The sequence below is a fragment of the Loktanella salsilacus genome (genome assembly GCF_900114485.1).
Lineage (GTDB): Bacteria > Pseudomonadota > Alphaproteobacteria > Rhodobacterales > Rhodobacteraceae > Loktanella > Loktanella salsilacus.
Genome location: NZ_FOTF01000039.1, coordinates 1 through 20,013 on the forward strand (window position 1 = coordinate 1; position 20,013 = coordinate 20,013).

17 protein-coding genes and 1 tRNA gene are annotated in these 20,013 nt (G+C 57.9%); 17 read left to right on the top strand and 1 reads right to left on the bottom strand.

Features of this window, described 5'->3' with window-relative positions; all coding sequences use genetic code 11:
• Window positions 1–408 (top strand): elongation factor Tu (locus BM131_RS18725; RefSeq protein ID WP_483869203.1); only part of this gene is annotated, 408 nt, incomplete at its 5' end.
• 210 nt (window positions 409–618) lie between these two features.
• On the opposite strand, the gene BM131_RS18730 is transcribed toward BM131_RS18725, so the two are convergent.
• Window positions 619–1,119: a ferritin-like domain-containing protein gene (locus BM131_RS18730; protein ID WP_090191893.1), complete on the bottom strand. Its 501-nt coding sequence runs from the start codon at window positions 1,117–1,119 to the stop codon at window positions 619–621.
• A gap of 167 nt (window positions 1,120–1,286) precedes the next feature.
• On the opposite strand from BM131_RS18730, the gene BM131_RS18735 reads away from it, so the two are divergent.
• From BM131_RS18735 to BM131_RS18810, 16 genes are all read left to right on the top strand, one after another.
• Window positions 1,287–1,362, top strand: a tRNA-Trp gene (locus BM131_RS18735).
• Between the two features lie 38 nt (window positions 1,363–1,400).
• A complete protein-coding gene (locus BM131_RS18740; protein WP_090191894.1) occupies window positions 1,401–2,291 on the top strand; it encodes an immunoglobulin domain-containing protein in 891 nt (296 codons plus the stop codon).
• Window positions 2,292–2,362: 71 nt separating this feature from the next.
• Window positions 2,363–2,560 (top strand): preprotein translocase subunit SecE, encoded by a 198-nt coding sequence (secE, locus tag BM131_RS18745; protein ID WP_090191897.1) that lies wholly within the window; start codon window positions 2,363–2,365, stop codon window positions 2,558–2,560.
• A gap of 210 nt (window positions 2,561–2,770) precedes the next feature.
• Window positions 2,771–3,304 (top strand): transcription termination/antitermination protein NusG, encoded by a 534-nt coding sequence (nusG, locus tag BM131_RS18750; RefSeq protein ID WP_090191899.1) that lies wholly within the window; start codon window positions 2,771–2,773, stop codon window positions 3,302–3,304.
• A gap of 105 nt (window positions 3,305–3,409) precedes the next feature.
• Entirely contained in the window at window positions 3,410–3,835 is a 426-nt protein-coding gene (gene rplK / locus BM131_RS18755) for a 50S ribosomal protein L11 (protein ID WP_090191901.1), read from the top strand.
• Window positions 3,835–4,533, top strand: a complete 699-nt coding sequence (rplA, locus tag BM131_RS18760) for a 50S ribosomal protein L1 (RefSeq protein ID WP_090191902.1) — start codon at window positions 3,835–3,837, stop codon at window positions 4,531–4,533. Before rplK ends, rplA begins: the two co-directional genes overlap by 1 nt.
• A 252-nt stretch (window positions 4,534–4,785) precedes the next feature.
• On the top strand, window positions 4,786–5,298 hold the full coding sequence (gene rplJ, locus BM131_RS18765; protein WP_090191903.1) for a 50S ribosomal protein L10: 513 nt from the start codon (window positions 4,786–4,788) through the stop codon (window positions 5,296–5,298).
• A 72-nt stretch (window positions 5,299–5,370) separates the two neighbouring features.
• Window positions 5,371–5,742: a 50S ribosomal protein L7/L12 gene (rplL, locus tag BM131_RS18770; protein ID WP_090191905.1), complete on the top strand. Its 372-nt coding sequence runs from the start codon at window positions 5,371–5,373 to the stop codon at window positions 5,740–5,742.
• 292 nt (window positions 5,743–6,034) lie between these two features.
• Window positions 6,035–10,174 carry a DNA-directed RNA polymerase subunit beta gene (rpoB, locus tag BM131_RS18775; protein WP_090191906.1) on the top strand — a complete coding sequence of 1,380 codons (4,140 nt, stop codon included), beginning with the start codon at window positions 6,035–6,037 and terminating at the stop codon, window positions 10,172–10,174.
• Window positions 10,171–10,905: a sulfotransferase family protein gene (locus BM131_RS18780; protein WP_090191907.1), complete on the top strand. Its 735-nt coding sequence runs from the start codon at window positions 10,171–10,173 to the stop codon at window positions 10,903–10,905. Before rpoB ends, BM131_RS18780 begins: the two co-directional genes overlap by 4 nt.
• A gap of 65 nt (window positions 10,906–10,970) precedes the next feature.
• Entirely contained in the window at window positions 10,971–15,230 is a 4,260-nt protein-coding gene (rpoC, locus tag BM131_RS18785) for a DNA-directed RNA polymerase subunit beta' (protein WP_090191909.1), read from the top strand.
• A gap of 158 nt (window positions 15,231–15,388) precedes the next feature.
• Window positions 15,389–16,291, top strand: coding sequence for a DMT family transporter (locus BM131_RS18790; protein WP_090191910.1), 903 nt, complete (start codon window positions 15,389–15,391; stop codon window positions 16,289–16,291).
• A gap of 286 nt (window positions 16,292–16,577) precedes the next feature.
• Window positions 16,578–16,949: a 30S ribosomal protein S12 gene (gene rpsL / locus BM131_RS18795; protein WP_090191912.1), complete on the top strand. Its 372-nt coding sequence runs from the start codon at window positions 16,578–16,580 to the stop codon at window positions 16,947–16,949.
• 63 nt (window positions 16,950–17,012) lie between these two features.
• A complete protein-coding gene (gene rpsG, locus BM131_RS18800) occupies window positions 17,013–17,483 on the top strand; it encodes a 30S ribosomal protein S7 (RefSeq protein ID WP_090191914.1) in 471 nt (156 codons plus the stop codon).
• Window positions 17,484–17,498: 15 nt separating this feature from the next.
• Window positions 17,499–19,622: an elongation factor G gene (gene fusA, locus BM131_RS18805; protein WP_090191915.1), complete on the top strand. Its 2,124-nt coding sequence runs from the start codon at window positions 17,499–17,501 to the stop codon at window positions 19,620–19,622.
• A 60-nt stretch (window positions 19,623–19,682) separates the two neighbouring features.
• On the top strand, window positions 19,683–20,013 hold a 331-nt coding region (locus tag BM131_RS18810; RefSeq protein ID WP_175499486.1), incomplete at its 3' end, for a GTP-binding protein.

A 20,013-nucleotide genomic window follows, 5' to 3' on the forward strand; every position in this document is an offset into this window, starting at 1 on the left:
GAGATGTTCCGCAAGCTGCTGGACTCCGGTCAAGCTGGTGACAACGTCGGTATCCTGCTGCGCGGCATCGACCGTGAAGGCGTGGAGCGTGGTCAGGTTCTGTGTAAGCCAAAGTCGGTTGCACCGCACACCAAGTTCGAGGCCGAGGCCTATATCCTGAACAAGGAAGAAGGCGGTCGTCACACACCGTTCTTCGCGAACTACCGCCCGCAGTTCTACTTCCGTACAACGGACGTGACCGGCACCGTGATCCTGCCCGAGGGCACGGAAATGGTTATGCCTGGTGACAACCTGAAGTTCGAAGTCGAACTGATCGCACCGATCGCCATGGAAGACGGCCTGCGTTTCGCAATCCGCGAAGGCGGCCGCACCGTCGGCGCTGGCGTTGTGTCCAAGATCCTGGCGTAAGCACGTCGCGGCTTGGGCCTGTGGCCCAAACGTGACGCGTGGGGCATGGCAGTGACTTCCTAGAAGTCATGAGAATGTCCCACAGCGTGCCAGCCTAGGTTCTAATGAAGGCCGCTTCCGAAAGGGGGCGGCCTTTTCCGTTCTCGAGCCGTGCCTAATAAAAAGGCCACCCCAAGGGGTGGCCTGATCCGTCATCGCAAATCGTTTAGATTAGGCGACAGCGTCTTTGTTGACGCCGCCCTGCATCGCGATTGCTGTCATGTGGCGGTCGCCGCCATAGGTCTGGTCGAGGCACTGTTGCAAGACCGCAGCGTCGCCGTCCAAACCGAGGCGGTTCGCAAAGGCAACCAAGGTGCCGTAGCCGGCCAGCGCGTAGTGCACCATGCGCTGATACTGCGGAATGATCGCGGCATCGCGCACGTCGGGGTCAGAGATATCATCTGACAAGCCGTGGGCGCGGGCTTCTTTCACGAGCCCTTCCATGCCTTTGCAATGCTCGGCATTTGGCGCGATCCCGTGATCGGCGCACAGCTTTTCCAGCGCGGCAATGCCGTCACTGATGCCATTGCCGCCTGCAATCAGGGCCTCGCTCAGCTCTTTGTCTGTGGCGGCGCGGCCAAGCTCTGTCACGACGGGCAGGGACTGTGTGTTCGCGCTCCACAAGTCCTGCAGTTGGTCGAGGTAGATATCTTTGAGGGTGTTCATCGCCATGATGTCTTCTCCTTTTATGATGTGCTTGGATGGCCAACGGGCGGGGCAGGGGGAATGTTCCATGATTGCCCAACATGCACCGCATCGTTTTTCTGCCGGTTTCGCACCGGAAGGGCGCATGGCCTCTTGATCCTGATCCCGGTTCGGGCTAATCGGACGACGGCCTTAGGGGTATAGCTCAGTTGGTAGAGCGACGGTCTCCAAAACCGTAGGCCCACGGTTCGAGCCCGTGTGCCCCTGCCAGTCCTCCGCCGTCTTTTCCGTTCGGAGGCGATGCACCAATGTCATCCTTCCCATCTGCGCCAACAGTCGTGTTGCACCTTGGTGCGCATAAGACAGCGACGACGCATCTACAGCATTCCCTGATCGCCCACCGTATTGATCTGTGGCAGCGCGGCATCCGCACGATGATGCCGCCGCATCTGCGCGGTGGCGGGCAAAGCCTAGAGGCGCTGTTCGATTTACCAATCAATCGCACCGTGACTGGCCACGCGCCGAACCCGGCAGAGGTGCGCGTCAAGCTGATTGGTCAGGCCAAGCGCTTTGTCGTGAGCGAGGAAAACTTACTAGGCGTTTTACAAACGCGCGAAGGTCGCATTCGCCTGCCGCTTTATCCACGCGCCCGTCAACGGCTGGCCATGCTGATCCCTGTGCTGTCGCCCGATCAAGGCGTCGATCTGTGTTTTGCGATCCGCGATCCTGCCGGGTTTCTGAATTCAGCCTACGGGCAGGTGATGATGGGCGGTCACGTTGTTGCGCCGGATGAGTTTAAGGCCCAGCAGCCGCTTGGTGACGTCGATTGGGTTGATGTCGTTAGGCGGTTACGGGCCACGCCTGGCGTGAACCGGCTGACGGTGTGGCGATACGAGGATTATATCCCGCTGTTCCCGCAGATTTGTGAACGCTTACTGGGAGATTGCGGCATTCCGATCGCGCCCTTGCCTGATGCGGTGCACGGCGGTCTGTCCTGCGCGGCTGTTGCAAATGTTCTGGCTGCTGGCCCTGATGGCGACCTTAATCCTGTCGCCGCGCGGCAGGCTTGGCCTGTTGGCCCCGGCAATCCAACTTACAATGCCTTTGCGGCGGAAGAGGTCGCCTTGTCGCGCGCGTTCTACGCGACGCAGGTCGATGAAATCGCAGCAATGGACGGTGTTGATCTGTTGCGGCAATGAAGCCGCGATGGCAGGGTTGAATTGCTGCGCCAAACCCCGTATCTGCGCACAGTCAATCGAAGGACGCTGTCATGGCCACGAATCCCGTCAAGTTCATCAACGAGACCCGCGCTGAAATCGCAAAGGTTGTGTGGCCGACCCGCCGCGAGGTCGTTCTGACCACGGTTATGGTGTTCATCATGGCTGCGCTGATGGCGACATTTTTTAGCATCGTTGATCTGGTGATCCGTCAGGGCCTGCAATTCGTCCTGACCTACTTCGGTAGCTAACCACCAACACGGTGGCGACAAACTGCCCATGCCCCCTTGAATTCAGGTGGCGTCAGCGGTAATAGCCCACAACTTACCCGGATGGCGTGCGGCGAATCGTGTTGCACGCCAAAATTTATTGTCCGGACAGGCGGCGTAAGCGGCTGGTAAAATTGGAATTTATGCGGCATGCCCTATGGGTTTTGACCGTAGTTGCGAGGTGCGAGGAACATGGCGAAACGTTGGTATTCGGTTAGCGTTCTGTCGAACTTCGAAAAAAAGATCGCAGAGACCATCCGTCAAAAGGTTGCCGAGCAAGGCATCGAAGATCAAATCGATGAAGTGCTGGTCCCGACCGAAGAGGTGATCGAGATCCGCCGGAACAAGAAAGTGACAACCGAGCGTCGCTTTATGCCTGGTTACGTTCTGGTTCACATGGAGCTGTCGGACGAAGGTTATCACCTGATCAACTCGATCAACCGCGTCACCGGATTTTTGGGCCCGCAAGGTCGCCCTAGCCCGATGCGCGATGCTGAAGTGCAGGCCATCCTTGGCCGCGTACAAGAGGGCGAAGAAAGCCCGCGTACGCTGATTCACTTCGAGATCGGTGAGAAGGTCAAAGTGAACGACGGTCCGTTCGAAGATTTCGACGGCATGGTCGAGGAAGTTGATGAAGACAACCAGCGCCTTAAGGTGACGGTGTCGATCTTTGGTCGGGCAACCCCGGTCGAACTGGAATTCACGCAGGTCTCTAAGCAGGGCTGATGTGTCTCGGACGTGGGAGCGGTTTCGCGAACCACGGCAAATTGGCCCCTTTGTGGGCCGCTTGTAGGGCGGATCTGATCCGCCGCTGAATGAAGGAGAGGCCTCATGGCCAAGAAAGTAGTAGGCACGCTGAAGTTGCAGGTTCCGGCCGGCAACGCCAAGCCAAGCCCGCCCGTCGGCCCAGCACTGGGTCAGCGCGGCATTAACATCATGGAATTCTGCAAGGCGTTCAACGCCAAGACTGCAGACATGGAAAAAGACGCGCCTTGCCCGACCGTAATCACGTATTACGCCGACAAGTCGTTCTCGATGGAAATCAAGACGCCGCCCGCGTCCTATTACATCAAGAAAGCTGCAAAGCTGTCTTCCGGTTCCAAGCTGCCGGGCCGCACGACTGCCGGCTCTATCTCTGCTAAGCAGGTGCGTGAAATCGCCGAAGCGAAGATGAAAGATCTGAATGCGACGTCCGTCGAGGGCGCCATGCTGATCATCGCGGGCTCTGCCCGGTCCATGGGCATCGAGGTGAAGTAATGGCAAAGTTCGGTAAGCGCACAACCGCTGCACGCGCAGCATTCGAAGGCAAAGCAAACGTCAAGGTCACTGAGGCCGTGTCGCTGGTGAAAGCCGCTGCAACTGCAAAGTTCGACGAAACCGTCGAAATCGCAATGGTTCTGGGTGTTGACCCGCGCCACGCTGACCAGATGGTCCGCGGCACGGTCACGCTGCCACACGGCACCGGTAAAACCGTTCGCGTTGCTGTTTTCGCTCGTGGCGACAAGGCTGACGAAGCAAAAGCTGCTGGCGCTGACATCGTCGGTGCAGAAGACCTGATGGAAACCATTCAGGGCGGCACGATCGACTTTGATTGGTGCATCGCGACTCCTGACATGATGGGTGTTGTCGGCCGCTTGGGCAAAATCCTGGGCCCACGCAACCTGATGCCAAACCCACGCGTTGGTACCGTGACGCCTGACGTCGCGACTGCTGTGAAGGACGCCAAAGGCGGCCAAGTCCAGTTCCGCGCTGAAAAAGCTGGCGTTGTTCACGCTGGTATCGGTAAGGCATCTTTCAGCCAAGAGCAGCTGGAAGAGAACGTCAAAGCATTCGTCGACGCCGTGCAAAAAGCACGTCCCGCCGGTGCAAAGGGCACATACATGAAGAAGGTCAACCTGACCTCGACCATGGGCCCAGGCGTGTCTGTCGACATCGCATCCGCGAACGGCAACTAATAGAATTTGGTGCAGCCCTTCGGGGGTGCGCCACTTCGCAGTGACAATCGATCGTCGCTGTGCTGTCCGAGACGGAGGGTACAGGCATCTGTCTGTTATAATTCCTTCCTGAGATGGGAAACGAGAACAAGATTTCCGGGGTTTAGACCTCGGGCGAGATTGGCCTCGGGACCCTGAAACGGACCCGAACGCTCCCTGAAGTCCGGGGGCAAAATTGAGCCGGGGGGAAACCCCCAAACTTGGAGTAAAACTGTGGATAGAGCACAAAAAGAGAAGCTGGTCGAAGAACTCGGCCAGATCTTTGAAAGCTCTGGCGTCGTAGTGGTTGCCCACTACGAGGGTATGACAGTTGCCGAAATGCAGGATCTGCGCGCTTCTATGCGTGAAGCAGGCGGTTCCGTGCGCGTTGCCAAGAACAAGCTCGCCAAGATCGCCCTTGAAGGTAAACCCAGCGCTTCTATTGCTGAGTACCTGACGGGCATGACGGTCCTTGCCTATTCCGAAGACCCTGTCGCTGCGGCGAAAGTGGTTGATGCATATGCTAAGAAGAACGAAAAGCTCGTTATTCTTGGTGGTGCAATGGGCGAGACTGCTCTGGATCCAGCTGGTGTGAAAGCCGTTGCCGGGATGCCAAGCCGCGAAGAGCTTATCAGCTCGATCGTGGGTTGCATCGCAGCACCTGCCGCAAACATCGCCGGGGCCATTGGCGCGCCTGCTTCGAACATCGCGAGCATTCTTTCGACTATCGAAGAGAAAGCTGCATAAAGCACCTCGACTGCCTTGGGGCTTGAAAACCCTGACGTTGGAACACAATTAAGCAAACGGAAAGCATATCAAATGGCTGATCTGAAAAAACTGGCTGAAGAGATCGTTGGTCTGACCCTTCTCGAAGCACAAGAACTGAAAACCATCCTGAAGGATGAGTACGGCATCGAGCCCGCTGCTGGCGGCGCTGTGATGATGGCTGGCCCAGCTGCTGCTGGCGAAGCTGCTGAAGAAAAGACCGAGTTTGACGTCGTCCTGAAGGACGCCGGCGCTCAGAAGATCAACGTGATCAAAGAAGTTCGCGGCATCACCGGTCTTGGCCTGAAAGAAGCCAAGGATCTGGTCGAAGCTGGCGGCAAGGTCAAAGAAGGCGCTTCCAAAGCAGAAGCCGACGAGATCAAAGCAAAGCTGGAAGCAGCTGGCGCAACGGTCGAGCTGGCCTAAGCCTCTCGCGGGCCAGATCTTTTTTGAAGATTTGGAGTTCCGGTTTTTCCATGAAAAATCGGCCACACCCGCACTGTAAAAAATGGCTGGATCTGCGCACGTCGCAGGTCCAGCCGCACCTGTCTTAAAGGTTGGCTGATCAATCAGCCCCCCTTTTGGGTAGGTGGCTCCGTCGGGAGGCCTTTGGTGGGACAAAGGTCACGTATGGACGGCACGCCCCCAGTCATAAGCAGACCACTTTGCAGCCCAGGCAACGTGATATGCGACAGACAGATATAAGGTGATATTAGATATGGCTTCTTCTTTCCTTGGCCAGAAACGCCTGCGCAAGTACTACGGCAAAATTCGTGAAGTCCTGGAGATGCCGAACCTAATTGAGGTTCAGAAATCTTCTTATGACCTGTTCCTGCGGTCCGGCGACAGCCCGATCCCGCTGGACGGCGAAGGCATCATGGGTGTGTTCCAGTCGGTTTTCCCGATTAAAGACTTCAACGAAACCGCTGTTTTGGAATTCGTGAAGTACGAGCTGGAAAAGCCCAAGTACGACGTGGAAGAGTGCCAGCAGCGCGACATGACTTACAGCGCCCCGCTGAAGGTGACACTGCGTCTGATCGTGTTTGATGTAGACGAAGATACCGGTGCGAAGTCTGTCAAAGACATCAAAGAACAAGACGTGTTCATGGGCGACATGCCCCTGATGACACATAACGGTACGTTCATCGTGAACGGCACCGAGCGCGTAATCGTGTCCCAGATGCACCGTAGCCCCGGCGTGTTCTTTGATCACGACAAGGGTAAGACGCACAGCTCGGGCAAGTTACTGTTCGCCTGCCGTATCATTCCATACCGTGGTTCGTGGCTTGATTTCGAATTCGACGCCAAGGATCTGGTGTTCTGCCGGATTGACCGTCGTCGTAAGCTGCCCGTCACGACCCTGCTGTATTCGCTGGGCCTTGACCAAGAATCTATCATGGATGCCTATTACAACACGGTTGAATTCAAGCTGGACGCCAAGTCCAACGCTTGGACCACGAAGTTCTTCCCAGAGCGCGTGCGCGGCACCCGTCCGACCTATGACCTGATCGACGCTGCAACTGGCGAAGTGATTGCCAAGGCTGGCGAAAAAGTAACGCCACGGTCCGTGAAAAAGCTGATCGACGAAGGCAATGTCACCGAGCTGCTGGTTCCTTACGAGCACATCGTTGGCAAGTTCGTCGCCCGTGACATCATCGACGAAGACACCGGCGCGATCTTTGTCGAGGCTGGCGATGAGCTGACCCTCGAGATGGACAAATCCGGCGACGTTATCGGCGGTACGCTGAAGGAACTGGTTGACGCTGGCGTCACCACGATCCCTGTGCTGGACATCGATAACATCAACGTGGGCGCATATATGCGCAACACGATGGCGGCCGACAAAAACATGAACCGCGAAACCGCGCTCATGGATATCTACCGCGTGATGCGCCCTGGCGAGCCGCCAACCGTTGATGCGGCTTCCGCCTTGTTCGACACCCTGTTCTTTGACGCCGATCGTTACGACCTGTCCGCCGTGGGCCGCGTCAAGATGAACATGCGTCTGGATCTGGATGCCGAAGATACGCAGCGTACGCTGCGCCGCGAAGACATCATTGCCTGCATCAAGGCGCTGGTCGAATTGCGCGACGGCAAGGGCGACATCGACGACATCGACCACCTCGGCAACCGCCGCGTCCGGTCCGTCGGCGAGCTGATGGAAAACCAGTACCGCGTTGGTCTGCTGCGCATGGAGCGCGCGATCAAAGAGCGTATGTCCTCGGTCGAGATCGACACGGTCATGCCGCAGGACCTGATCAACGCAAAGCCTGCTGCTGCAGCTGTGCGTGAATTCTTTGGCTCGTCCCAGCTGTCGCAGTTCATGGACCAAACCAACCCGCTGTCGGAAGTCACGCACAAGCGTCGTCTGTCTGCACTGGGACCAGGCGGTCTGACCCGTGAACGCGCTGGCTTTGAAGTGCGCGACGTTCACCCGACCCACTATGGCCGGATGTGCCCGATTGAGACGCCGGAAGGTCCGAACATTGGTCTGATCAACTCGCTGGCGACCTTTGCCCGCGTGAACAAGTATGGCTTTATCGAAACACCTTATCGCAAGGTCGTTGACGGCAAGGTGACGGATGACGTGTCATACATGTCCGCCACCGAAGAAATGCGTCACACCGTGGCGCAGGCCAACGCGAACTTGAACGAAGACGGCTCTTTCGGGAACGAACTTGTTTCGACCCGTAAGAACGGCGACTACACGCTGTCCCCACGTGAAAACGTGGACCTGATCGACGTGTCGCCTAAGCAGCTGGTCTCGGTCGCGGCATCGCTGATCCCGTTCCTAGAGAACGACGACGCTAACCGCGCTTTGATGGGTTCGAACATGCAGCGTCAGGCTGTGCCGCTGCTGCAAGCAGAAGCACCGCTGGTCGGCACGGGCATCGAAGAAGTTGTGGCCCGGGACTCCGGCGCTGCGATCATGGCGAAGCGCGCGGGCATCATCGACCAAGTTGATGCGCAGCGTATCGTTGTGCGTGCGACGTCCGATCTGGAATTGGGCGACGCAGGCGTCGACATCTACCGCATGCGCAAGTTCCAGCGTTCAAACCAGAACACCTGCATCAACCAGCGTCCGCTGGTGAAGGTTGGTGATACGGTTCTGAAGGGCGAAGTTATTGCCGACGGTCCGTCCACCGATATGGGTGAGCTGGCGCTTGGTAAGAACGTCATCGTCGCCTTCATGCCGTGGAATGGCTACAACTACGAAGACTCGATCCTGATCTCTGAGCGGATTACCCGTGACGACGTGTTCACCTCGATCCACATCGATGAATTCGAAGTTGCGGCCCGCGATACGAAGCTTGGGCCAGAGGAAATCACCCGCGATATCCCGAACGTCGGCGAGGAAGCTCTGCGCAACCTTGACGAAGCCGGTATCGTTTACATCGGTGCAGAAGTTGGGCCGGCAGACATTCTAGTGGGTAAGATCACGCCAAAGGGTGAAAGCCCGATGACGCCCGAAGAAAAGCTGCTGCGCGCGATCTTTGGCGAAAAAGCCTCTGATGTGCGTGACACGTCCCTGCGTCTGCCGCCGGGTGACTTTGGTACGATCGTCGAAGTGCGTGTGTTCAACCGCCACGGTGTGGAAAAGGACGAACGCGCCCTGCAGATCGAGCGCGAAGAAGTCGAGCGTCTGTCGCGCGACCGTGACGACGAGATGGCGATCCTTGATCGCAACATCTACGCCCGTCTGTGGTCGATGATCGAAGGTAAGGTTGCTGTTAAGGGCCCGCGCGGCTTCAAGGCAAACACCGAGATCACGCAAGAGTCCGTGTCCGAACTGTCCCGCGGTCAGTGGTGGCAGTTGGCGCTGAAGGACGAAGCTGACGCGCAGATCGTCGAGGCCCTGAACGAGCAGTACGAGATCCAGAAGAAGACAATGGATGCGCGCTTCGAGGACAAGGTCGAGAAAGTACGTCGTGGCGACGACCTGCCGCCAGGTGTGATGAAGATGGTCAAAGTCTTCGTCGCGGTGAAGCGCAAGCTGCAGCCGGGCGATAAGATGGCCGGCCGTCACGGCAACAAGGGTGTGATTTCGAAAGTTGTCCCGATGGAGGACATGCCGTTCCTCGCTGATGGCACACCGGTCGACTTCTGTCTGAACCCGCTGGGCGTGCCATCGCGCATGAACGTCGGTCAGATCCTTGAAACCCACATGGGTTGGGCTGCGCGCGGTCTGGGTATCCAGATTGACGAAGCTCTGGGTGCGTATCGCCGGTCTGGCGATCTGACCCCGGTCCGTGAAGCGCTGCGCATTGCTTATGGCGATGATGTCTACGACGAAGGCATCGAAGGCATGGACGACGCGGATATGCTGGAAGCTGCTGGTAACGTGACCCGCGGTGTGCCGATCGCAACACCTGTCTTCGACGGTGCTAAAGAGGCTGACGTGAACGACTCGCTGACGCGGGCCGGTTTCGACACCTCTGGTCAGTCGATCTTGTTTGACGGTCGTACTGGCGAGCAGTTCAGCCGCAAAGTGACGGTGGGTGTGAAGTACCTGCTGAAGCTGCACCACCTTGTCGACGACAAGATCCACGCCCGTTCCACGGGACCGTACTCGCTCGTCACGCAGCAGCCGCTGGGTGGTAAGGCGCAGTTCGGTGGTCAGCGCTTCGGTGAGATGGAGGTCTGGGCACTTGAAGCTTACGGTGCCGCCTACACCCTGCAGGAAATGCTGACGGTGAAGTCGGACGACGTGGCTGGCCGGACCAAGGTCTATGAGAGCATCGTCAAAGGCGAGGACAACTTCGAGGCTGGCGTGCCGGAATCGTTCAACGTTCTGGTCAAAGAAGTCCGGGGCCTCGGCCTCAACATGGAACTCCTGGATGCGGAGGACGGCGAATGAGTCTTGCCAAAGACATATTGTTTGTCGGCGGCAACCCTCGTAGCGGCACTTCGGCGCTCGTGTCAGTGTTGAACAGCCATCCCCATGTTCTCATGGGGATGGAAAGGTTCTTTTTTCGGATGCAGAATAAGCAGATCATGCCGTCTGACTTCGAGAAGGACCGGTTTCTGGATGTTCAGGACAGCGATACGCACGAACACGTGCGGTCGCAGTTCGGTACCAACCCGAACATTGGTGCCCGGTATGACAAGGCAATGATCGTCGGTGACAAGTTTCCGTTGATCGCGGAAGCGTATGACCATCTGACGGCACATTTCCCGGCCGCGCGCGTGCTTTATATCGTGCGTAACCCGCTGTCGGTGATGGAAAGCTATAATCGGCGGATGTCGGACAAGTCCGACAGTTGGTCGAAATCTGCGCAGGACGGCCTGAACGAATGGAATCATTCGGTCGCGGCCACCCTGAAGCGGCTGGAGACGGGGCAACCCGTCACGGTGGTCAGCTACGAAAAGCTGTTCGCTAGCCGGGCCGCGATGGATAAGCTTTTTACCGCACTGGGCGTCGACCCCAAGGCGGCCAATGCCGGTCAGCTGGACACGATTGTGGCGAAGGCTGCGGAGCTGGAGGCCAAAGAGGGGGCGCGCAAGGAAGCCCTGCGCCGCTACGTCATGCTGAATGCCTACGTGACCCCCTATCGCAAGCTTGTTGCGGAACACTGCATCCTGAGCTGACGCAGACTTCGCATAATATATCAAACGCCCGAAAGGGCGCGGCGTACTTCATAAGGACGACCAAAATGAACCAGGAACTGACAAACAACCCGTTTAACCCGGTTGCCCCGGTCAAAACGTTTGACGAAATTAAGGTCTCTTTGGCATCGCCAGAGCGGATCCTGTCGTGGTCCTTTGGCGAGATCAAAAAGCCAGAGACCATCAACTATCGTACGTTCAAGCCAGAGCGGGACGGTCTGTTCTGCGCGCGTATCTTTGGCCCAATCAAAGACTACGAATGCCTGTGCGGTAAATATAAGCGCATGAAGTATCGCGGCGTTGTCTGCGAGAAGTGCGGTGTTGAAGTCACGCTGCAGAAGGTCCGCCGCGAGCGGATGGGCCACATCGAGCTGGCTGCACCTGTTGCGCACATCTGGTTCCTGAAATCGCTGCCAAGCCGCATCGGTCTGATGCTGGACATGACGCTGCGCGATCTGGAACGCATTCTGTACTTCGAAAACTACGTCGTGATCGAACCCGGTCTGACGGACCTCACCTATGGTCAACTGATGACCGAGGAAGAGTTCAACGACGCACAGGACGCCTACGGTGCCGACGCTTTCCAAGCGAACATCGGTGCAGAAGCCATCCGCGAGATGTTGGCCCAGATCGATCTGGATGCCGAAGCAGAGCAGCTGCGTGCTGACCTGAAAGAAGCAACTGGCGAGCTGAAGCCCAAGAAGATCATCAAGCGTCTGAAGATCGTCGAGAACTTCATCGAATCCGGCAACCGTCCCGAGTGGATGGTTCTGACCGTCATTCCGGTCATCCCGCCAGAGCTGCGCCCGCTGGTGCCGCTGGATGGTGGCCGTTTCGCGACGTCCGACCTGAACGACCTTTATCGCCGCGTGATCAACCGGAACAACCGTTTGAAGCGTCTGATCGAATTGCGCGCACCTGACATCATCGTCCGCAACGAAAAGCGGATGCTGCAGGAGTCTGTTGACGCATTGTTCGACAACGGCCGCCGCGGCCGCGTCATCACGGGTGCCAACAAGCGCCCGCTGAAGTCGCTGTCCGACATGCTGAAAGGTAAGCAGGGTCGCTTCCGTCAGAACCTTTTGGGTAAGCGCGTCGACTTCTCTGGTCGTTCGGTCATCGTGACCGGTCCAGAGCTGAAGCTGCACCAGTGCGGTCTGCCCAAGAAGATGGCGCTCGAGCTGTTCAAGCCGTTCATCTACTCGCGTCTGGAAGCCAAAGGTCTGTCTTCGACCGTCAAGCAGGCCAAGAAGCTGGTCGAAAAAGAGCGTCCCGAGGTTTGGGATATCTTGGACGAGGTCATCCGCGAACACCCCGTCATGCTGAACCGTGCGCCTACGCTGCACCGTCTTGGCATTCAGGCGTTCGAGCCGGTTCTGATTGAAGGTAAGGCGATCCAGCTGCACCCGCTGGTCTGTTCCGCGTTCAACGCCGACTTTGACGGCGACCAAATGGCTGTTCACGTGCCCCTTTCGCTGGAAGCCCAGCTGGAAGCCCGTGTTCTGATGATGTCTACGAACAACGTTCTGTCGCCCGCCAACGGCGCGCCGATCATTGTTCCTTCGCAGGACATGATCTTGGGTCTGTACTATACAACGATCCAGCGCGACGGGATGAAGGGCGAAGGCATGTCCTTCTCTAACATCGAAGAAGTCGAGCATGGTCTGACCTCTGGCGAGGTGCATCTGCACGCCAAAATTCAGGCGCGGATGAGCCAGATCGACGACGAAGGCAACGAAGTCATCGTGCGCTTTGAAACGACCCCAGGCCGTCTGCGCCTTGGTGCGTTGCTGCCGCTGAATGCCAAGGCTCCGTTCAGCCTGGTCAACCGTCTGCTGCGCAAGAAAGAAGTGCAGCAGGTCATCGACACGGTCTATCGTTACTGCGGTCAGAAAGAGTCCGTCATCTTCTGTGACCAGATCATGACCATGGGTTTCCGCGAAGCGTTTAAGGCTGGCATCTCTTTCGGTAAGGACGACATGGTCGTTCCTGACACGAAGTGGCCACTGGTCGAAGAGACGCGCGACTTGGTGAAAGACTTTGAACAGCAGTACATGGACGGCCTGATCACTCAGGGTGAAAAGTACAACAAAGTCGTCGATGCATGGTCGAAGTGTAACGACAAAGTCACCGACGCCATGATGTCGACGATCTCTAAGTCGGGTGTTGACGAGAATGGTGCCGAGAACGAGCCGAACTCGGTCTACATGATGGCCCACTCCGGTGCGCGTGGTTCTGTGACCCAGATGAAGCAGCTGGGCGGTATGCGCGGTCTGATGGCCAAGCCGTCGGGTGAGATCATCGAGACGCCGATCATCTCGAACTTTAAGGAAGGTCTGACCGTTCTTGAGTACTTCAACTCGACCCACGGTGCCCGTAAGGGTCTGTCGGATACGGCGTTGAAGACAGCAAACTCGGGTTACCTGACACGTCGTCTGGTGGACGTTGCACAGGATTGCATCATCCGCGAAATCGATTGTGGCACCGATCGTGCCATCACAGCAGAAGCAGCTGTGAACGACGGCGAGGTCGTATCGTCCTTGGCAGAGCGCGTTCTGGGCCGGGTTTCGGCTGATGACGTGCTGCGTCCCGGCACCGACGAAGTCATCGTCGAGGCAGGCGAGCTGATCGACGAGCGTAAGGCTGACATGATCGACGTGGCTGGCGTTGCGAAAATGCGCATCCGTTCGCCGCTGACATGTGAAGCTGACGACGGCGTCTGCGCGACTTGCTACGGTCGTGACTTGGCGCGCGGTACGCGCGTCAACATCGGTGAAGCTGTCGGCATCATCGCCGCGCAGTCCATCGGTGAGCCCGGTACACAGCTGACGATGCGGACGTTCCACATCGGCGGTGTTGCGCAGGGTGGTCAGCAGTCCTTCCTTGAGGCAAGCCAGCCCGGTAAGGTGGAGTTCCGCAACGCGTCGTTGCTGGACAACACCGCAGGCGAGCATGTTGTCATGGGCCGTAACATGGTTCTGGCGATCGTCGACGAAAGCGGCGTCGAGCGTGCAAACCACAAGGTCGGCTACGGTTCGAAGGTCTTTGTCAAAGAAGGTCAGGACATCCACCGCGGCGACAAGCTGTTTGAATGGGATCCGTTCACACTGCCGATCATCGCCGAAAAAGGTGGTAAGGTGCGTTATGTCGACCTGATCAACGGTATCGCCATGCGCGAAGACACCGACGATGCGACGGGTATGACCCAGCGTATCGTGTCTGACTGGCGCGCGGCCCCCAAGGGCAACGAGCTGGCACCGAAGATCATCATCGCAGGCCCCGATGGGGAACCCGCGTTGAAGGACGACGGCAACCCTGTGTCCTACGCCATGTCTGTTGACGCTGTTCTGTCTGTTGAAGACGGCGAAGACATTCAGGCTGGTGACGTTGTTGCGCGTATTCCGCGTGAGGGCGCCAAGACCAAGGACATCACCGGTGGTCTGCCGCGTGTGGCCGAACTCTTTGAGGCACGTCGCCCCAAGGACCACGCCATCATTGCGGAAATCGACGGCTATGTCCGCTTCGGCAAGGACTACAAAAACAAGCGTCGCATCGCGATTGAAGCGGCGGACGACTCTGAGACCCGCGTCGAATACATGGTGCCGAAAGGCAAGCACATCCCCGTGGCCGAAGGCGACTTCGTCCAGAAGGGTGACTACATCATGGACGGCAACCCGGCCCCGCACGATATTCTTGCGGTCATGGGTGTCGAGGCGCTGGCTGACTACATGATCGACGAGGTGCAGGACGTTTACCGCCTGCAGGGTGTGAAGATTAACGACAAGCACATCGAAGTCATCGTGCGTCAGATGCTGCAGAAGTGGGAAATTCAGGACAGCGGCGATACCGTTCTTCTGAAGGGCGAGACCGTGGACAAGGCTGAGTTCGACGAAGCCAACGCCAAGGTTCTGGCACGCGGCGACCGTCCGGCAACGGGCGAGCCGATCCTGCTTGGTATCACCAAGGCGTCGCTGCAAACCCGCAGCTTCATCTCTGCCGCATCCTTCCAGGAAACCACGCGCGTGCTGACCGAAGCTTCGGTTCAGGGCAAGCGGGACAAACTGGTCGGTCTGAAAGAGAACGTCATCGTGGGTCGTCTGATCCCGGCCGGCACCGGCGGTGCCACCAGCCGGATCCGCGGCATCGCAGCATCGCGTGATGGTGTTGTGATCGAGACGCGCCGTGAAGAGGCCGAAGAGGCTGCCCGTCTGGCAGCACCGATGCCCGCACCTGCCAGCGAAGACGTTGTTGGTGCCGATGTGTTCGACACTGTGATTGTCGACACGCCGGAAAGCCGCGACGAGTAAAAACGGCCCACGGGCTGTCAGTGAAAAGGCCCCCGCATTGCGCGGGGGCCTTTTTGGTTTTGCGGTGCGGTTATCACTTACTCTTTGCGGTTGAGAATTTATTCGCCCGCTCGCCGCGCCCTCTGGCGCGGGGCAGGGGGCGCTGATACCCCGACACCATGGCACAGATATCAGACAATATGCGCGGCGCTGCCCTGATGACCGGGGCGATGGTGACATTCACGATCAACGACTCCTTTACCAAGACGTTGGGGGATGTCCTGCCGTTGTCGCAGCTTTTGTGCCTGCGCGGTCTAGGGGTGACAGTTTGTCTGATTATCATGGCGCGCGTCATGGGGCAGTTGCGGTTTGATCTATCACTGCGCGACTGGATCATCATGTTGCTACGCACCGCCGGAGAGATCGGCGGGGCCTACTTCTTTATCTCTGCGTTGTTTCATATGCCGATCGCAAACGTCAGCGCGATCATGCAGGTTCTCCCGCTAAGTGTTAGCCTTGCCGGTGCGTTGTTCATGGGCGAGGCTTTGGGGCGGCGGCGGCTGCTTGCAATTCTGGTGGGCTTTGGCGGCGTCATGTTGATCGTCCGCCCCGGCGGGGCTGATTTCAATATCTTCTCGCTTTATGCGCTTGGCGCGGTCGCCTGTGTGACTTTGCGTGACTTGATCGTGCGCAAGCTTTCGCGGTCGGTGCCATCGCTGATGGTGTCCTTGACCGCAGCGGCCGGGGTGACGGTCTCTGCGGGCTTCGTTTCACTTTGGGACGACTGGCAGCCTTTGAACGCCCACGAGGCGTTCAATTTGGCCGGTGCGACTGTGTTCGTCATCTTTGGCTATATCTTTTCCGTCGCCGCGATGCGTGTCGGAGAGATCGGCTTTGTCGCCCCGTTCCGCTATGCTAGCTTGTTGACGGCAATGATCCTTGGTGTCGTCGTCTTTGGCGAATTCCCAAACAGCCTGACGTTGATCGGGGCGGGAATCGTTGTCGCAACGGGTATTTTCACGCTTCTGCGTGAGCAGCGGCTAAGCTTGAAGCGGCGCGTTGTCCCTGACCGTATTCGTTAGGAAATACTGGGCCTGTACGACCGTTGGGGATGTGTTGACACCCTACGTCCAACGGCCTATACGGCCCCTCATCCGGGTCAGGGCGCAGTCCGTCCAAATCCGATATCATAGTTGAAGTGGTCAAGAACCGGGCACCTATAGCCTTGTTCCTCTGTTACCCACCGCACCGAACCTCCGGTAAGGGTTCGACTGCGGATTTTTTGTGCTGTTCCAATCGGAGTTGCACGCGTCATCAATCCGCGGCCCCCGGTGGTCGCCACACAAGAAAGATGGGGACAAAAGCCCAATGCCAACGATCCAGCAGCTGATCCGCAAGCCGCGTCAGCCTAAAGTAGTCCGTTCGAAATCGATGCACCTTGAAGGTTGCCCGCAAAAGCGCGGCGTCTGCACACGCGTCTATACAACCACGCCTAAGAAGCCGAACTCGGCTATGCGTAAGGTTGCTAAGGTCCGTCTGACCAATGGTTTCGAAGTCATCTCGTACATCGGCGGCGAAAGCCACAACCTTCAGGAGCACTCTGTTGTCCTGATCCGTGGCGGCCGTGTAAAAGACCTTCCAGGTGTCCGTTACCACATCCTGCGCGGTGTCCTGGATACCCAAGGCGTCAAAGACCGTAAGCAGCGTCGCTCCAAGTATGGCGCGAAGCGGCCGAAGTAAGAAACTCGGCCGACCCGGGCGACGCCCGGGAATTCGCCCGCAACTTGATAAGAGGAAAAAGACATGTCACGTCGTCACGCCGCTGAAAAACGCCAAGTCCTGCCGGACGCAAAGTTCGGTGATACCATTCTGACCAAATTCATGAACAACCTGATGGTCGACGGCAAAAAAGCCGTTGCTGAACGGATTGTTTACAATGCATTCGACCGCGTCGAAGGCAAGCTCAAGAAGTCCCCCGTGGAAGTATTCCACGAGTGCCTTGAGAACATCAAACCTTCCGTCGAAGTGCGTTCGCGCCGCGTCGGTGGTGCGACCTATCAGGTCCCCGTCGAAGTGCGTCCTGAGCGCCGCGAAGCGCTGGCGATCCGTTGGTTGATCGCTGCTGCGAAAAAGCGCAACGAAAACACGATGGAAGAGCGTCTTGCTGGTGAGCTGCTTGACGCAGTCAACGGCCGCGGCACTGCCGTGAAAAAGCGCGAAGACACTCACAAGATGGCCGACGCAAACAAAGCGTTCAGCCACTACCGCTGGTAAGCAGGAGCACCTTTTATGGCACGCGACTATAAACTCGAGCGCTACCGGAATTTCGGTATCATGGCGCACATCGACGCAGGCAAAACCACCTGCACCGAGCGGATCCTGTTCTATACCGGCAAGTCCCACAACATCGGCGAAGTCCATGACGGCGCCGCGACGATGGACTGGATGGAGCAGGAGCAGGAGCGCGGGATCACGATTACGTCCGCTGCGACCACCACGTTTTGGCAGCGCCAGGATGATCCTTCGGAAGAAGGCACGTCCGACACTAAGATCCGCATGAACATCATCGACACCCCCGGCCACGTCGACTTTACCATCGAAGTCGAGCGTTCGCTGGCTGTGCTTGACGGTGCGATCTGCTTGCTCGACGCCAACGCTGGTGTTGAACCGCAGACAGAAACCGTGTGGCGTCAGGCTGACCGCTACAAGGTGCCGCGGATCGTGTTCGTCAACAAGATGGATAAGATCGGCGCTGACTTCTACAAGTGCGTACAGATGCTTAAGGACCGCGTTGCAGCAGTTCCTGCCCCGATCCAGCTGCCAATCGGTGCCGAAACCGAACTGGAAGGCATCATCGATCTCGTGACCATGGAAGAGTGGGTCTATCAGGGTGAAGATCTGGGCGCGTCCTGGGTTCGTCAGCCGATCCGCGAAAGCATGAGCGAGCTGGCGCTGGAGTGGCGCGGCAAGCTGGTTGAGCTGGCTGTCGACATGGACGACGAAGCAATGATGGAATACCTGGAAGGCAACGAGCCTGACGTTCCAACACTGCGCAAGCTGATCCGTAAGGGTACGCTGGCAATGAAATTCGTCCCCATTCTGGCCGGTTCCGCGTTCAAGAACAAAGGCGTCCAGCCTCTGTTGAACGCTGTCATCGACTATCTGCCCAGCCCGATGGACGTTGTCGACTACATGGGCTTCAAGCCCGGCGATGAGACGGAAACCCGTAACATACCGCGCCGTGCCGATGACGACATGCCGTTCTCTGGCCTTGCGTTCAAAATCATGAACGACCCGTTTGTTGGTTCTCTAACGTTTACCCGGATCTATTCGGGCAAGCTGAAAAAGGGCGACGCGATGCTCAACTCTACCAAGGGTAACAAAGAGCGCGTCGGCCGGATGATGATGATGCACGCCATCAACCGCGAAGAGATCGACGAAGCCTGGGCTGGCGACATCATCGCGTTGGGTGGCCTGAAGGGCACTACGACCGGTGATACGCTTTGCGACCCTGCAGATCCGGTCGTTCTGGAAACGATGACGTTCCCAGAGCCAGTGATCGAGATCGCTATCGAGCCAAAGACCAAAGCCGACCAGGAAAAGATGGGCCTCGCCCTCGCACGTCTGGCAGCCGAGGATCCCTCCTTCCGCGTGGAAACTGACTTTGAATCTGGTCAGACCATCATGAAGGGCATGGGCGAACTTCACCTCGACATCCTCGTTGACCGTATGAAGCGCGAATTCAAAGTCGAGGCGAACATCGGTGCGCCGCAGGTGGCGTATCGCGAAACCATCGGCCACGAAGTCAAGCACACCTACACCCACAAGAAGCAGTCGGGTGGTTCGGGTCAGTTTGGTGAAGTCACGCTGCTGATCATGCCAACAGAGCCGGGCGAAGGTTATTCATTCGAGTCCAAGGTCGTTGGTGGTTCGGTGCCGAAGGAATACATTCCGGGCGTCGAAAAGGGTGTGAAGTCGGTCATGGACTCTGGTCCGCTGGCAGGTTTCCCGGTCATCGACTTCAAGGTGCAGCTGCTGGAAGGCAAGTACCACGACGTCGACTCCTCGGTCCTCGCGTTCGAGATCGCTGCACGTATGTGTATGCGTGAAGGCATGCGTAAGGCCGGCGCGAAGCTGCTGGAACCGATCATGAAGGTCGAAGTTGTGACCCCGGAAGAGTACACCGGCGGCATCATCGGCGACCTGACATCCCGTCGCGGGATGGTGCAAGGGCAGGACAGCCGCGGCAACGCGAACGTCATCGACGCCTTCGTGCCGCTGGCGAACATGTTCGGCTACATCAACACGCTGCGCTCGATGTCCTCGGGCCGTGCGAACTTCTCGATGCAGTTCGCTCACTACGAGCCGGTCCCGCAGAACATCTCTGACGAGATCCAGAAGAAATACGCTTAATCGGGCTGCGCGGGGGAGACCCCGCGCCCCACACCTAATTCGCATACCAAGGAGGCCATCATGGCTAAGGCAAAGTTCGAACGCAACAAACCGCACGTGAACATCGGGACCATCGGTCACGTTGACCACGGCAAGACGACGCTGACGGCGGCAATCACGAAGTACTTCGGTGACTTCAAAGCCTACGACCAGATCGACGGCGCACCCGAAGAAAAAGCACGCGGCATCACCATCTCGACCGCACACGTCGAGTATGAGTCCGAAGCACGTCACTACGCTCACGTTGACTGCCCCGGCCACGCCGACTACGTCAAGAACATGATCACCGGTGCTGCCCAGATGGACGGCGCGATCCTGGTTGTGAACGCTGCTGACGGCCCGATGCCACAAA